The sequence below is a fragment of the Pseudomonas sp. genome (assembly GCF_036387035.1).
GTDB lineage: Bacteria > Pseudomonadota > Gammaproteobacteria > Pseudomonadales > Pseudomonadaceae > Aquipseudomonas.
Genome location: NZ_DASVUM010000118.1, coordinates 1 through 15,643, shown reverse-complemented (window position 1 = coordinate 15,643; position 15,643 = coordinate 1). Strand labels below are relative to the sequence as shown.

14 protein-coding genes are annotated in these 15,643 nt (G+C 50.9%); 1 reads left to right on the top strand and 13 read right to left on the bottom strand.

Annotation, left to right across the window (positions count from 1 at the left end):
• Positions 1-390 precede the first annotated feature (390 nt).
• Positions 391-1,560, top strand: a complete 1,170-nt coding sequence (locus VF672_RS10945) for a mandelate racemase/muconate lactonizing enzyme family protein (RefSeq protein ID WP_231655223.1) — start codon at positions 391-393, stop codon at positions 1,558-1,560.
• 395 nt (positions 1,561-1,955) lie between these two features.
• Here VF672_RS10945 and VF672_RS10940 read toward each other — a convergent pair whose 3' ends face one another.
• The 13 genes from VF672_RS10940 to VF672_RS10880 form a co-directional block, all read right to left on the bottom strand.
• Positions 1,956-4,394: an SIR2 family protein gene (locus VF672_RS10940; protein ID WP_331104569.1), complete on the bottom strand. Its 2,439-nt coding sequence runs from the start codon at positions 4,392-4,394 to the stop codon at positions 1,956-1,958.
• Between the two features lie 71 nt (positions 4,395-4,465).
• Entirely contained in the window at positions 4,466-5,266 is an 801-nt protein-coding gene (locus VF672_RS10935) for a hypothetical protein (protein ID WP_331104567.1), read from the bottom strand.
• 596 nt (positions 5,267-5,862) lie between these two features.
• Positions 5,863-6,123: an XRE family transcriptional regulator gene (locus VF672_RS10930; RefSeq protein WP_331104565.1), complete on the bottom strand. Its 261-nt coding sequence runs from the start codon at positions 6,121-6,123 to the stop codon at positions 5,863-5,865.
• Between the two features lie 13 nt (positions 6,124-6,136).
• Positions 6,137-6,796 (bottom strand): gamma-mobile-trio protein GmtX, encoded by a 660-nt coding sequence (gene gmtX / locus VF672_RS10925; RefSeq protein ID WP_331104563.1) that lies wholly within the window; start codon positions 6,794-6,796, stop codon positions 6,137-6,139.
• Positions 6,789-9,401 (bottom strand): gamma-mobile-trio integrase GmtZ, encoded by a 2,613-nt coding sequence (gene gmtZ / locus VF672_RS10920; protein ID WP_331104561.1) that lies wholly within the window; start codon positions 9,399-9,401, stop codon positions 6,789-6,791. The genes gmtX and gmtZ overlap by 8 nt, the downstream gene beginning before the upstream one ends.
• Before the next feature lie 17 nt (positions 9,402-9,418).
• A complete protein-coding gene (gene gmtY / locus VF672_RS10915) occupies positions 9,419-10,777 on the bottom strand; it encodes a gamma-mobile-trio recombinase GmtY (RefSeq protein WP_331104559.1) in 1,359 nt (452 codons plus the stop codon).
• Between the two features lie 276 nt (positions 10,778-11,053).
• Positions 11,054-11,467 carry a ClpXP protease specificity-enhancing factor gene (locus tag VF672_RS10910; protein ID WP_331104557.1) on the bottom strand — a complete coding sequence of 138 codons (414 nt, stop codon included), beginning with the start codon at positions 11,465-11,467 and terminating at the stop codon, positions 11,054-11,056.
• Between the two features lie 18 nt (positions 11,468-11,485).
• Positions 11,486-12,103 (bottom strand): glutathione S-transferase N-terminal domain-containing protein, encoded by a 618-nt coding sequence (locus VF672_RS10905; protein WP_331104555.1) that lies wholly within the window; start codon positions 12,101-12,103, stop codon positions 11,486-11,488.
• 225 nt (positions 12,104-12,328) lie between these two features.
• Complete coding sequence (locus VF672_RS10900; RefSeq protein ID WP_331104553.1) at positions 12,329-13,108, bottom strand: cytochrome c1; 780 nt, start codon at positions 13,106-13,108, stop codon at positions 12,329-12,331.
• A complete protein-coding gene (locus VF672_RS10895; protein WP_331104551.1) occupies positions 13,108-14,319 on the bottom strand; it encodes a cytochrome bc complex cytochrome b subunit in 1,212 nt (403 codons plus the stop codon). Before VF672_RS10895 ends, VF672_RS10900 begins: the two co-directional genes overlap by 1 nt.
• Positions 14,319-14,912, bottom strand: coding sequence for a ubiquinol-cytochrome c reductase iron-sulfur subunit (gene petA, locus VF672_RS10890; protein ID WP_331104550.1), 594 nt, complete (start codon positions 14,910-14,912; stop codon positions 14,319-14,321). The genes VF672_RS10895 and petA overlap by 1 nt, the downstream gene beginning before the upstream one ends.
• A 135-nt stretch (positions 14,913-15,047) precedes the next feature.
• Positions 15,048-15,440, bottom strand: coding sequence for a 30S ribosomal protein S9 (gene rpsI, locus VF672_RS10885; protein WP_331104549.1), 393 nt, complete (start codon positions 15,438-15,440; stop codon positions 15,048-15,050).
• A gap of 14 nt (positions 15,441-15,454) precedes the next feature.
• Positions 15,455-15,643, bottom strand: a 189-nt coding sequence (locus tag VF672_RS10880; RefSeq protein ID WP_331104547.1) for an uL13 family ribosomal protein, incomplete at its 5' end; no start/stop codon positions are given.

Genomic DNA, 15,643 nt, shown 5'->3' with positions numbered 1-15,643 from the left:
CAGGGGTGCCAGCAAAGGACAAGGTCGGGGGCATACAGCCTCTCTGAGACACCGGGCGGCGATCCTTCGGAACGCCGCATCGGGTCTGCAATTTTCAGCTTTCACCCTGAAGGCGCTTTGCAAGGATCGCTCCTTGCAGTGTGCGCACAAGCAAGACAAGACCCATCCAACTCTCCCCATCTCAAACTCTGCGGCTGAAGGCCGTTTGAGCGGCATCGCGTGCCTGAGCGCTTGAGCACACCTGCCTTACACTGCCAGAGCGGAAAATGCTTGGAGCCAAACGCTTTTAGGAGGGCCATGCTTTCTGTGCATGGGGTCCGGCATTTATAGCATTGGGCGGGTCAGCCCCCAGAGCATAACGTGGGGCCACAAACACAAGAGGAACCCGCCATGCGCATCGTAGACATCCGTGAAAAGACCGTTTCCATTGCCTCCCCGATTGCCAACGCGTACATCGATTTTTCCAAAATGACCTGCTCGGTCGTTGCCGTGATCACCGATGTGATTCGTGACGGCAAACCGGTCATCGGCTACGGCTTCAACTCCAATGGTCGCTACGGCCAGGGCGCACTGATGCGCGATCGATTCCTGGCGCGTATCACCGAAGCTGACCCAGACACTCTCGTGGACCATGAGAACAATAACCTGGATCCGTTCGCCATCTGGAAAACCCTGATGACCAACGAAAAGCCGGGAGGCCACGGTGAGCGCTCGGTCGCCGTTGGCACGATCGACATGGCGGTGTGGGATGCCGTCGCCAAGATTGAAGGCAAGCCGCTCTATCGCCTGCTGGCCGACCGGTACCGTAACGGTGTGGCTGATGACAAGGTTTGGGTGTACGCAGCCGGCGGCTATTACTACCCGGGTAAAGACCAGACCAAGCTCAAGGCAGAGATGCAAAGCTATCTGGATCGTGGCTACGACGTGGTCAAGATGAAGATCGGTGCAGTGCCGCTGGACGAAGACATACGCCGCATCGAAGCGGTGCTCGAGGTCGTTGGGGACGGCCGTCGACTGGCAGTCGATGCCAACGGTCGTTTCGATCTACAGACGGGTATCGCGTACGCGGAAGCGATCAAGAAGTACAACCTGTTCTGGTACGAAGAGGTCGGCGACCCGCTGGACTATGCCCTGCAGGCTGAGCTCGCCAACCATTACGAATTGCCGATGGCCACCGGCGAAAACCTTTTTTCCCATCAAGATGCCCGCAATCTGCTGCGCCACGGCGGCATGCGCCCGGACCGCGACTTCCTGCAGTTCGACTGTGCGCTGTCCTACGGGCTCGTGGAGTACATGCGCACCTTGAAGGTGATGGAAGAAATGGGCTGGTCCTCCCGCCGCGTGGTGCCCCACGGTGGTCACCAAATGTCCCTGAACATCGCAGCGGGTCTGCACCTGGGCGGCAACGAGTCTTACCCGGACGTGTTCCAGCCTTTCGGCGGCTTTGCTGACGGCATCAAAGTGGAAAACGGTTACGTCGGCCTGCCTGATATCCCGGGCGTCGGCTTCGAAGCCAAGTCCGCGCTGTACGCGGTGATGCGCGAACTCGGAGAAGGCTGACCGCCCCCGGTCTGCCGCCCCTCGAACGGCAGCCGCAGACTCAGGCTTCACCCCATGACGCCAATGCCACACGCCCATCACAACTGTAAAACGACCACGCCTTATAAGAGCAGGTACCTGGTTTAACGCTAGACACCCTTTCTTCAGGCGTTCAGGGCTTCAGCGCACAGGTCCTCCTCGCCGAAAGTCAAAAGCGACCCGACATGAAAAAGGCGATCCTTACTGACTCATACCTTAAGCGGGCATAGTTTCCGAACTTCTCGCTTAAGGCTTTGATAACGTAAGATAAAATAAATGCAGCTTAACTATGTAAAATTTCCAGCTATACATAGTTAGAAAGGGCTGTCGATTTCACGATCGAGAGCCCTTTCTTGTTTGGCGAAGCTGGCCGGCAGTTACCGTCGCTTGTATTTCGGTGACGCTATTAAGCCATGCAGATAATTTAAGCCTTCGCGAGCATTTAGAAACGCCAAGGATTTCTCAGCCCTGTCGGCCGCCTCGATTAGATCTCTCAGGTAACCTCTACCGTCATTGCTTTTGGCGATTAACTCTCCAACATACTGTTCATTATCGCTATATGTCTGAAGGACCTGTGAGTACATTTCGATCGCTTGAAGTATGTACGTTTCGGATGTGTACCCATCGACCTTGCATAGCAGCCCGTATAGGTTAGCTCGTGTAAGCCACCCATTTATTGTGACTTTATCCTCAGTATCAGAAATTGCTTTGCCGGCATATTCAATTGCGATAATCACGTCTTGAACTGTGTTTCCACTATGCACATGGTAAATACTTTTTGCACGTTGAAGCCAATAGTTAGGCTCGGACCCCTGAAGCGGTGCGAGCTTTTCGTAGATTGAGCTGATCAACTTACGAGATGACACCCCAATCTGAGATTCTGCTGAAAATACTGCATTCAAGACATCAAACATTACCAGCTCATAGTAGTTAGGATCCTTGCCTTTCAAGACCGTAACAGCATGAACGATTTTCGCAGATGCGTCCTCAATACCAATTTTGTTAACGATGAATTTTATCGCAAAGTGCATCCACGCTTGCGAGTTACTCAACAAAACAAAGTTGGAATGAACGGCCCCACCGGTTAAACGATCCGTATGAGATATTTCAGCAAACGGTTGCCACTGACCAGCAAACATTTGAATGCGTTCATCAGTCGTCTCGGCGTGACCTTCAGCCTTAAGAATGGCTCTGTAATTTAACGAGTAGACCTTTTGTCTTGCTGCCAAGATGTATAGGAGCGAAAATTCTGCCGTAGATATCTTTGGCGCCATCATGCGGGTGACCCGCTGGTTAATTCGCTCCTGAAGTGGAATTTTACTTCCGACAGTTTTCAAAGCAACACTACTATTAGATACTTCATAAATGTGATCTAGGAGCCTGCCCTTTCTGTCGAGTCGAGCAATGCCTATAAAGTCAAACGCGCTGTTTAATTGAGCTATCTCTAGACGATCGAACTTATCTGGCAACCTGAACACAGAGGTGTCGAAGTCAAGTAGATGAGTAGCATTTAGATCGATGGTGCTAATCGCCATAAGTACTGTTGAGTTCCTGTCCCTCAACGCTTCCGCCTTGTAAGTAACATGGCGAATTTGATCATTGGTCAATGAACCAACGTCGAATACGATGAAACTATTTCTGTAGGATAAAATGTCATTTAGAGAATTATCTGATAGAGAAACCTCCGAGCCTATTAGAAAGCTCCTTTTGGTGGCGTAGCCGTCCAGTATACGGTGGAGCAGCGATGTACGACCAGAAAACCTTGCGCCGTGTATCACACACACTGGTTCTTGACTGACAGCGTCGATAATCTTCCGCTCTAAAGTTCTTGGAACAGTCAGCGCAGAAATGTTACCTGTCATGCCATCTATCTGTAAAAAGTAATTGAGGAAGCTTTTATTAGTAAGCTCAATTTTTGTCAGATTATTAAAAAGATAGCTGGAATCAAAGTTATTAGCACTTTTTTCCGACCTATAAAGCTCTACATACTTGAGGTAAAATGACTCATAGTCACAAACCAAGACGTCTGTAATCCCATAGTCACGGAGCTTCTTTTTGATAGAGAATTCAGTAGGGGTTGACGATGTAACGTAAACACGCTTAGTAGTCGGGCTTAATTTTTCACCATCTAGGTCTGATAATGCATATAAGATGTCAAGCTCATCAGTTAGACTGCATCCGATGAATATAAGATTGCTTTCAAGTAGGTCGTTGGTCAGGGTTTCTATAAGGTATATATTTTTCTTAAGGCTTCTGACGTAGTCGCCACTACCAAAAATCAACTTTAGGTCGTTACGCGCTACTGCTTTAAGCGCGGTATCAACATCGCCATGTATTTTATAAACATAGGGTCGACCAGCGCTTCGAGCGAAAGGTTCAAATGGTAAGACCTTCACCCCATTAATCTCTTTTTCGATAGCGTCATCAATGTTTAATGTATATAAATACGGCCAACCTATAGAAAGAAAGCTTTTCTTTGCTTGGTTAGAAAATCGCACCCCAGAGAAATAGGCGGCTAAGGTCGACTTAATCTCAGGTAGAGGGATTATCTCCTCGCCAAAATACACGTCTGACAAGTCTTGAAAATTGTATTTTTTTAGCTCCTCAGACGATGGCTTAAGGTCATCTGATACCTTAGACAACGAAATCTGCCTCGCCATGATGGCCATCCATTCATCACCATTAGGCACGGCTTTAGAGCTTGCCCTCTCACCTCGGGTGAAACCAGTACCAATGAATGGTACATTTCTCTCTGAGGCAATTAACCCCTGGAGAAATGCCTCGGCCCCCGGATCTTGTAAATTGATGATATTCACGCAATGTATCCCTTCGGCAAATATAGAACTGAAATGGTTTAGCGACCAACATGTTTTAGGTGCTGAGTTGACTAGCAGTCAAGGTCTTCCAGGTCATCATACGTTCCAAGATCGAGGCCTAGCTTCAGTTGGGCCACCAGCGCCTCTATACTTTGACGAGAATAAGGGCCATTAGCAGTCAGACGTATAGTAGTGGTGCGAGAAACACGGATATTCGCAATCTCTTCACCATACGAATCTCCAACCAATTTGCTTGTATCTGGACGCGCCATCGTAGGAGGGTTGGGAAAGCCATTAGCGGGCGCTGGAAGCTGTTCCGGGGTGAAGCTCGGCTGGTCGTCCTGGAAGGATTCTATGGCGGGTTCTTCAGAAATGACCGCATCGCCGGAGTTTTCATCATCCAGTTTTGCAAATTTTATAGCGTCTTCATAGATCTTGATGACGTCATAGGCCGCTGTAGCGGTGAACTCTCTTTCTACCTTTAGAAAGTGGGAGACTGTATCGTTCGAGGGGGGGGTCAAGCCGTAACGCTGCCAGAGATCATTCAAGATCTTCGGGGTCAGCGCCGCTTTCCGAATATTCGCGTCTCGCTCAGGAGAAATCTGCCGTTCATCTTGGACGATCGACAAGCCCAAAGCGCTGAGACGAACCTTTCTCTCAAGGGAATTCCCCCTATCCTCCATCAAGCCGTACGCCTTGAGGGCTGAAATTGTCACCAGACCGCCGCTACTCTTAGGCCCATACTTCCAATGACCAACAGCTGTCGAGACCAAGGTCTCATGCTTACCTTCTGCATTGAAGAATGCCTTCGCCCTTGAGATAGCGGTCTCGAGTGAGATTCCAGGGTAGGAAGGACTGCGTTGCTTGGCCATGAAAGGGCTCCTAGTAGGTGGCGCGATGGCTAACCCTACACCAACAAATCGTCGCCCACAAGACAGCGAGAGATTGCTGGTTCTAGAACTGAGAGATAGGGTATTGACATGCCAGTTCTCTGGAGTAGACTCTGGACAAGATTCAAGGCAACCGAACGAGCACAGGCCCTTGTTCCAGTTTTTTGGAAAATGAGCTTTGTGCATAGGGGGGAGGTTTTGAATCACTGGTCAAGCTCTAACTTGACCAGTGAAGTAAAAGCTATCTGAACGGGCTCCAGATAGCTCTCGCGCGCTTTGGGAAAAGCCTCGCAATGTTAGTGTATTTTGGCTAACAAAGCAAGGGAGCGAGTTTGTGTTCTAGCCTTTCTTTGGGGGAATGAACAATGTCTCAAAAAGACTCGCTCGACCAGAAAGAAGACGGATGTGAGGTCATTTACCGAATGACCATCCGTACAAAATCCGGAAAAGTCATACGGCGTGCCAATGGCCAGCCGTTCCGGATCGTACTCCGTCCTAAGGTGTAAACTGTATCACCCTGGCACTTCTCGAAGTGCCAGGCTTTGCGATGGTAAAGTCTAACTAACATTTTTGATAATTTATGATCGGCTCAGTAATTCGAGCTCCCTCAATATATTAATGAGTTCTAACTCGCTTGCATCTTCAAAATGCCCGTTCATATAAGTTGATATTTTTGACCAGTCAAGTAATTCGTTTTCCGAGTTTTGATAAGCAAGCAGGTTTTCTCCCCTAACTAAGTCGTAAATTTTAGCCATAATTTTAGCTTTTTTATACATGGAATCAGAATCTGGGAAACCGAGATCCTCGTACACGTTAAAGGTCGTTATTTTTTTATTCATATTCAGATCCTGTTTATGGCTCTAGAATTTTCCGCAATGCAAACATAAACCCTACATCGAATAGTATCCGACCTTTAGAGTTTAGGATTTCGCCATAACTTCCTTCATGCCAACCCTCTTGGTCTAGGAAATCGGTTGAAGTGGCTTTTATTAAAGCTTGTCTCTCACTGTCTGAAAGACTTGTGGCTCCAAAAGCCCGACCACCTGAATTAATGTCCGGTATCTCGGCACTTAACTTGTTGGGACGCCGATCGACTATTATTTGTGTATTGGATTTAATGATATTGATTTGCGCGCGAAGCTTGTCTCTTTCCATTATGGCTGTTTGCATAATTGATCTTATCGCAGGATCTTCTATTCGAGTAAGGTATTCATGACTCGATAGCGTGTGTTTTGGCATGACTACAGCCGGACCTGAATATGCCCGCCACGCTTCGATTAGCGCTCGATAGTCCGAGGATGGCGCATTGTATAAAGCCCGAGCTTTGATAATCCCATTCGCCTCACAAAGCCGACCGATTATAGAGATCGTTAAGTTTCCTTTTCCTTGAGCGCTATGTTTTCTACATATTTCGTGAATGTCAGTTAAATTTTTAAGCTTTCGTGGCCTTCCGCCCTTGGCTTTTATTGCGGTGAAGACTTCATCTGGATGAATCGCCGAGTTGCTATTCATTTGAGGCACCAGATAAATAGATAAATTCCGGATTGTTCATGGGCGGCGAGGTGGAGCTGGAGGTGGTTAAAATAAGATTTTTTATATCGACACCTAATCTTGCACTTAAGTTTTCACCCGCATCAATCAGGCTGACTGCAACCGCAACTCCCTCATGGAGATCTTCACGATTTATGACGGTAGCAATACGTTTAATAAAGGTATTTCCAATCTTCAATTGCTCCGTTTCGGATAAAGTCATAAAAACCGGAGTGATTTTCTGTTTATACAACGCGGCATCCAGTAGCTGACTCCTACGTAAGATTGCTTTTCCTGAATTCAAATCTGGATAAATTTCTAAATTACTGCATATGCCGGATAGCTGTAAAAGCTCAGAGTCAGTCTCCGTGAGCACTACTCTGACATCGGCCATCGTCCCTACTGCTAACATTGATGATTTATTCTCAGTTGAGTAATCTAAAGACTGACGGCAACGATCGACTAGTTTATAGCACGCTACAATATCTTCCGCTAAGTCGCTAAATTTTTTCATTCCCGTTTCCCACACCCTCTCCGCATTCCTAAGAGAGTCCATAGCGCTGAAGCGCACGCCTGCCTGTTCTGCATCCGCTTTGCTTTTCTTAAGATGTAACAAGTTGCTTTCATGCTCCAGACAAGTGTTACGCGCCTCATCAAAATGGTAACTGATGTTGTTGAAATGGGCGACCAAAGATGGCAGATAGTGCGGTTCTGTAACAAACCATCTACACCGAACACAGTTACGACTTCCGCCAGGTACCGGTCCATACTTAGGCATAGACGGTGGACCAATATTAGGCCCGCCATTGTAGCATCCCCCTATCGAGCCGTTGGAGTCTGACTCACTTGTATTTCCACCCACTAAGCAGATCCCATGATGCATGGGCATCCATCCGACGGCATTTCTTGAGCCTTTGTGGACCGGGAGAGCAGCAGCCAAGCTATCGCTGCTATTAGCTATGGCTCGCTTTATTATTTGGTCGTACTCAGTATCCAGTAAGAAGTTCTGAATACTTGCAGCTTTTTTTGATTCCAACCTTTGAGCCGCTTCATTCAAAACATCCCTTATATGAGCGCTTCCTGGCTTTGTATAATACAGAGTCATAAGTAACCGACTATGCCCGGCTAGCTTCTGTAATATTGGAAAAGGAACGTTACCTTCCAAAGCTAGGGCGGTGATTAATGATACCCGGAGGCTATGCAGCGGAAACAGTGTTGTTGGGTACCCCCGCCTTTCGGCCAGCGGGGGTAGTAAGCTAATATGGGAACCGTTACTCAGTGTCTCACCTCGTTTCGCTAATCGGTCACCAAATGCCTCCAATAACGAGAACCAACAAAAGTCTAATCCAGACTCCCTGATAGGTAAATGACGTTCCCCCTCAACTGCCTCTCTTAACCGAAATAGAAAACATGCTCTAGGAAAGCTTTCTAGTTGAATAGCACTTTTGGCTTGAATATGTCGGCCGTCTAACTCACTCCAGCTAGTTCTGCGCTTAATTGGATTGTATTTTTCTTGCCAGTTCCTGAGTTTTTCTAACCAGAAAACCACGTCTTGATGAACGCTGCCTCCCGATAGCCAGGGAAGCAAATATCCCTTTTCCGCTCCTGATCTAGAGATGTCGGCAGTTTTATTAGTGTTTATGTACAAAGTTGTCGCGCCGGACGCGCGTTCGTAGCTTGATTTGCCACGTCGGAACACCCCTTGCTGTAGAGGCTTGCTTTCATTTCCCTCAGCAAGTCCGCTTTTATTTAAAATCCATTCACCTCTTTGATACCTAAATGTGTCTGCTTCTCCTGAATCCAGCATCCTCGCTTGAAGTGTGCGAATCGGCAAAATTAGTTTCACCAGTAACGCCACCCATCGGGCAGGGCTCCACATTTCTAAACGTGACTCTCGACCGACTGGCCTTCTTCTCCATACACAATCTGGATCGTTGATATCAATATCAGATTCGGTAATTGGAAACCAGTCAGGCGCTACTCGGCCGGACTTGCCAATTTCGGCCCCCAGTGCGTTTTGCGCCAGTTTCCAATCGCTAAAGTCTTTTCCTTCAGCCAACATTTCTCGAAGTTCATTAATGTATCCAAAAGGTAAAGGCGAATGTACGCTTTCGTCGAGCTTGGGCAGCCCTGCTGTAGACATTCTCTTTATCGGATTTCTAACTCCTATATCTGTCGTAGCTCGACCGCTGTCATCAATTTTACTAAAATATCGTAATATTATAAAATCTAGAAATGAATTGATTATATTGTTGTACTGAAGCCCTATCTTGGAGTTCGGGCATGAGGACTGATAGAAGTCAGGTAAGATTGTAGAGGGGCTTAGGAAATCCAGCGGATCCAAAGGAAGGCGGTTCTTAATCAAATATTTTTCCAAAAAAACGACTAACGCATTCAGTCGTGAGGAAACGCTTCTAGTCTCACCTTTCATCCACTCAACTGCGTATCCTCTCCACATCTCAAGGTCGGGGTAGCTCCGCGAAACCCATTCAAGTTCAATATCGTTGCTACGCTGTATCCCCTTTTTTCTTTTTTGGATGACCGGCATTTCATTAATATTTCCTGGGGCATAGGGACTGTTATTCACGTTGTGGCCATCCCGTTCTAAAAATCAGTGTCGATAGAGAGATTTGGATACATACGGTCAGCGGCGACGGTTAAGGCTTCCAATGCTTCTTTCATGCCAATCCTAGTATAGATATCTTGACTATCAATCGAAGAGTGGTGCATGAATCTGCGGATCAAATCTTTATTAATACCGGCTTCGCTCAATCTGCGGCCATAGGCATGCCTATGGCCATGTGGAGTGGTGCCGCAGCTTTTCGATACAATCAATCCGATACGTCTGCATGCAGCAGCATGGGACTTATTGTATTGTGCAATACAATACATTTCCCCCCTAGGTTCTCGATGGATGTTAACAAAAGCAAAAGGGTGGGATCGGCTGATTCCAGCGACTTGTTCTAGATATCGCTCCCATAATGTTTGGAATAGCTGTCCAAAGTTCGGCGAGAACCAATACGCTTTTTTATAGTAAGGTGCGTCATGCATACCCCCTTTCCATCCAGCTCCTTTGCTATTCAGAAGCTCGTTTCGTGGAGCGCATGAGTACCGTGCGGCCAAATAATCTGATCGGTTAAGCTTAGCCTTGCCAGATATACTCACCCATTCTTCAGGGGCTGCACCATATGTTGGATGATGAATAGAGACAGTTGCGTAACGGCTGTCTTCGGGTGATCTAATAACATCTGAAATATACAGATGAAATGGCTCTGACTCCCTGAATCCCGCACCATGCAGTAGCAACGTTATGAGCATATTTCGGTAGTCGTAACGCCCGCCGACTTTGAATCCATCGACTAAAAGATCCATGAATCGATCCTCAGGGAACGCTGGAGGATCTCCGATCTCGACATTAAGCGGGCGTCTAGGTCTTAGTCGGCCGGATGAGTGGTTAGAAGCATTGGACTCCCATGCATGGCCCAGAAATGCCGAATTTCTACGATATTCGTATGCATACCTATCCATTTTTTGGTCATAAACTGAGCCAACATATTTAGGGTTGAGCGTCGCTGCCGCTGGGCGAAGCTCTCCGAGCCATCTGAAGAAGTCAGTCAGCTGGGTAATTATATTTTGCGCCCCTAACGGTGAGCGTCCTCGCCAGCAAAGTCCACTCTCATCTAAGCCTGATTGTTTCTCGAAAGTCCCAGTATAGAGACGCTGAGCAAAATTACGGAAAAGGACATAACCCTCTTCCTCTCCATGATTGCACTCCATATACTCTAAAAAAAGCCTAACCGACTTATTTAGTTTAATCATCCAAGCAAGACTTCGGTCGTGCGCCCTGGCCAAGCAATAATCTAGTAGAGGTGTTAGCACCCCAGCCGGGGTCAGGAGAACTGGCATTTCCGTAAAAATGCCCGTGGCATCGCTTAAGACCTTAGCTTTGACTGTCACGAACATGGCTGTGTCCTAACAAGCTCTGATTTAGTTACCTTTAACTGCCAGTTTTTTTTTAACCATCCCGCTACCCCCAGTGCATGCGATAGGTGCGGCGCCCTCATTGTTCAAGTGGCCGAGGGTGCTAGGTAATGTAGGTATAGCTCGTTTTCGGAGCGTAAGAAAAAACACCCCTCTGGAGAGGGGTGCTTCGGTTGAGGTAAGGAGAGGGCTACAACTATGTACGATGGGCAGGGGGGAAGAACCTCGGGATCGCCTTTTTCGTTAGTGCAGAACGGCTTACTTGACCACTTTCAAACTCGGCCGGCCGGTAGGGCGTGGCGGCTCGTCGTTCGGTGGTGGCAGGTCGTCTTCGACGTCCAAATCTTCGTCTTCGTCCACAGCGGGCTCCAGATCGAAGACCATGCCCTGCCCGTTCTCACGAGCATAAATGCCCATGATCGCGGCAATGGGCACGTAAAGGCTGTGTGGAACACCGCCGAAGCGGCCTTCGAAACTCACCGCGTCGTTGTCCATGTGCAGATGGCGGACAGCGCTCGGCGAAATGTTCAGAACGATCTGCCCGTCATTGGCAAAACCCTGCGGGACTTGCACCGCCGGGTACTCGGCATTGACGAGGACGTGCGGTGTGCAATCGTTATCGACGATCCACTCGTAGAGCGCGCGGATCAGATAAGGGCGACTGGAGTTCATCAAACGGCTCCTAAGGCCTTAGCGCATGTCGCGTTCGACACCAGACAGACTCGCCTGAAATGCCTCACGCGCAAATTGGCGCTCCATATAATCAAGCAGCGGCTTGGCGGGCCGCGGCAATTCGATACCCAGAATCGGCAGGCGCCAGAGTATGGGCAGTAGACAGCAGTCGACCAGACTTTGCTCGTCACTCAGGAAAAAAGGCTTCTCCGCGAACAACGGCGACACGCCGGTCAGACTTTCGCGCAGTTCCTTGCGCGCCTGAACACGCGCGGCTTCTTTACTGCGCGGGTCCAGAATCAGATCCACCAGACCGCACCAGTCGCGCTGAATCCTGTGGATCAGCAAACGGCTGTTGGCACGCGCCACCGGATACACCGGAAGCAGCGGCGGGTGGGGATAACGTTCGTCCAGGTATTCCATCACCACCGTCGACTCGTACAACGCCAGGTCGCGATCGACCAGGGTTGGCACGCTGCCGTACGGATTCACCTCGATCAATTTGGGCGGATGACGGCCCTCGACAACTTCAATGATCTCGGCGCTGACACCTTTCTCGGCGAGCACAATGCGCACGCGATGGGAATAGTGGTCGGCGGGGTCGGAGTAACAGGCCAACCGATTGGTCACGCCCATGGCGGTCCTCCTCGCTTGTAGATATTCAAAAAGCAGAAATACGGATGCGCCGCGAGGCGCTTTCAGCAACGTCCACGATGATCGGGTGTTCAGCGCGGGCGACAAGATAGCTCATTTACGCAAGGTAGATTCTGCAATCTTGAGCCCGCCACTATACCCGCTCTGCACTGATTACCTGAAACAGCACGGCTGCAAACACCGCAAAGGCACGAATCAGACGTCCGCTCAGTGAATGTCCTTCCAGTATTCGCGCTTGAGCAGATAGGCAAGGATGAACAGCACAGCAAGGTAAAGCAGCACATAGGTGCCGATGCGTCGATGCTGCAGCTTGTCCGGATTGGCCGAGTACGCGAGGAAAGTGACGAGGTTTTTCACCTTCTCGTTGAACTGATCTTCCGTCAGCGTGCCGGTATTCGGCACGATCCCCAGTTGATCGCAGGTTTCCTGCGTCGGCGGCGAGCCGGTAAGCGGGTCGTGCCGTTTGTTGTCATCTTCGACGCGCGGAGCCTTCATGCAGTCGAGCCTCTGACGCCCCTGAAGCGCTTCCAGCACGTTGGGCATGGCCACATTGGGGTAAACCGTGTTGTTCACGCCCCAGGGCCGCGTCGGGTCCTCGTAGAACGAAAGCAAGTAACTATAGAGCCAGTCAGTTCCGCGAACGCGGGCGACCAGTGTCAGGTCAGGTGGCGTCGCGCCAAACCAGGCTTTTGCATCCGCCGGCTGCATGCCGATGGTCATGTGGTCGCCGATCTTCGCCCCGGTGGGCACCAGCTTTTGCAGCATCAAATCGTGGGGAATACCCAGATCGTCGGCGACGCGTTCGTAGCGCTGGAATCTGGCGCTGTGACAGCCCATGCAGTAGCTGACGAACGTTTGCGCACCATCCTGCATGGCTGCCTTGTCGGACACGTCGATATCGACGCGTTCCAGGTCTGCGTCATGCGCATCGGCCAACGACAATGCCGGCAGCAGCGCCAGGAGCATTACCAGCAATAGCCTTTTCATCAGCCTGTCACCCTGTCCGGCACCGGCTTCGTCCGCTCCATTCGTGTATAGAACGGCATCAGGATGAAGTAGGCGAAATACAGGCATGTGCAGACCTGCGACAGCAGCGCTCGCTCGGGTGTCGGGGGCAAAACGCCCACTACCCCGAGCGTCGCGAAGGAGAAACAGAACAGAATCAGCGAGAGGCGGCTCAACCAACCTTTGTAGCGCATCGATTTTACCGGGCTTCGGTCTAGCCACGGCAGCACGAAGAGCACGGCGATGGCGGCGGCCATGGCCATGACACCGAGAAGCTTGTCCGGAATGGCGCGCAAGATCGCGTAGAACGGCGTGAAATACCAGACCGGCGCAATGTGTTCCGGGGTCTTGAGCGCGTTTGCCTGCTCGAAGTTGGGCTTCTCGAGAAAGTAGCCACCCATCTCGGGAAAGAAAAACACCACCGAGCAGAAGATGAACAAGAACACCACGACGCCGACAAGATCCTTGACCGTGTAGTACGGGTGCAAGGGAATGCCGTCGAGGGGATTGCCGTGCTCGTCCTTGTACTTATTGATGTCGACGCCGTCGGGGTTGTTCGAGCCCACTTCGTGCAGCGCCAGGATATGCAGCACCACCAGCCCGACGATCACGATCGGCAAGGCCACCACGTGCAACGCGAAAAAACGATTGAGGGTAATGCCCGAGACCAGGTAATCCCCACGAATCCACTGGGCGAGGTCGCCGCCGATGACGGGAATGGCACCGAACAGCGAAATGATCACCTGCGCTCCCCAGTAAGACATCTGCCCCCACGGCAGCAAATAGCCCATGAACGCCTCGGCAATCAGCGCCAGATAGATCAGCATGCCGAAGATCCAGACCAGCTCGCGCGGCTTCTGATACGAGCCGTACAGCAAGCCGCGAAACATGTGCAGATAAATGACGATGAAGAACGCTGACGCGCCAGTCGTATGCAGCAGTCGCAGAATCGAGCCGTATTCGACGTCGCGCATGATGTACTCGACCGAGGCAAACGCCTCCTCCGCCGAGGGCGTGTAGCTCATCGCCAGCCAAATGCCCGTGATGACCTGGTTGACCAGCACCAGCAGCGCCAACGAGCCGAAAAGATAAAAGAAATTGAGGTTTTTGGGCACGTAATACTGGCTGAGGTGGTTTTCCCACAGAGACGTCGCGGGGAAGCGTGCATTGATCCAGCCCATGAGCTTGCTCATCACGCTTTCTCCTGATCGACACCGATGACGATGATTGAGTCCGACTCGTAGGAATGCGGCGGCACTGGCAGGTTCAGCGGTGCAGGCTGCGCCTTGTAGACGCGCCCGGCCAGGTCGTAACGCGAGCCGTGACAAGGGCAGAAATAACCGCCGGCCCAGTCCTTGCCCAAGTCAGCAGGCGCGACTTCGGGACGAAAGGTGGGTGAGCAGCCAAGGTGGGTACAGATGCCGACCAGCAGCAGGATCTCGGGCCGGATTGAGCGCAGCGCCGGATCGACGTAGGCAGGCTGCAGGGAATCGCTTGAGTCGGGATCGGACAGCTGGCCGGTGAGCCGGCCCAGGCTGGACAGGATCTCGGGCGTGCGGCGGACGATGAAGACCGGGAGACCGCGCCATTGCGCGACCATCTGCTGGCCAGGCTCGATTTTGCTGACGTTGACTTTGACAGGCGCTCCCGCCGCTTTGGCCTTGGCGCTCGGGAACCAGGACCCCACGAACGGCACGGCGGCGCCGACCACGCCTGCGGCACCCACCACGGAGGTAGCCGTCACGAGGAAGCGACGCCGGCCTGTGTTAACGCCGTCATTACCCATTGCGTCCCTCCCCTCAGCGTCAGAGGTCTGCGCGGGTCAGCCCTCGTGAATACCTACTGCATAGCCATACAAAAACCATAAAAAAACGCCCAGTTTCCGTGAAGAAACTGAGCGTTCTTTTTGAACGGAAGCGAATTAACGCTTCGAGTACTGCGGACGCTTACGCGCTTTACGCAGACCGACTTTCTTACGTTCAACTTCGCGAGCATCGCGAGTTACGAAGCCTGCTTTGCGCAGAGCGCCGCGCAGGGTTTCGTCGTATTGCATCAGAGCGCGGGTGATACCGTGGCGGATTGCGCCAGCTTGACCACTCACACCACCGCCGATGACGGTGACGTAGATGTCGAATTTTTCGACAGTCTGAGTCAGTTCCAGCGGCTGACGAACTACCATGCGGGCAGTTTCGCGACCGAAGAACGCGTCCAGGGAACGGTTGTTGATGGAGATGTTACCGGTGCCCGGACGCAGGAAAACGCGAGCGGTTGCGGTCTTGCGACGGCCAGTGCCGTAATTTTGAGTCGCCGACATAATGAACTATTCCGTTAAAACTTCAGTTCTTGGGGCTGCTGAGCAGTATGAGGGTGTGCAGCGCCCGCATAGACTTTCAGCTTACGATACATGTCGCGACCCAGCGGGTTCTTAGGCAGCATGCCTTTGACCGCGGTCTCGATCACGCGCTCAGGAGCTTTGGCGATCAGCTTTTCAAAGTTGATCGACTTGATCCCGCCCGG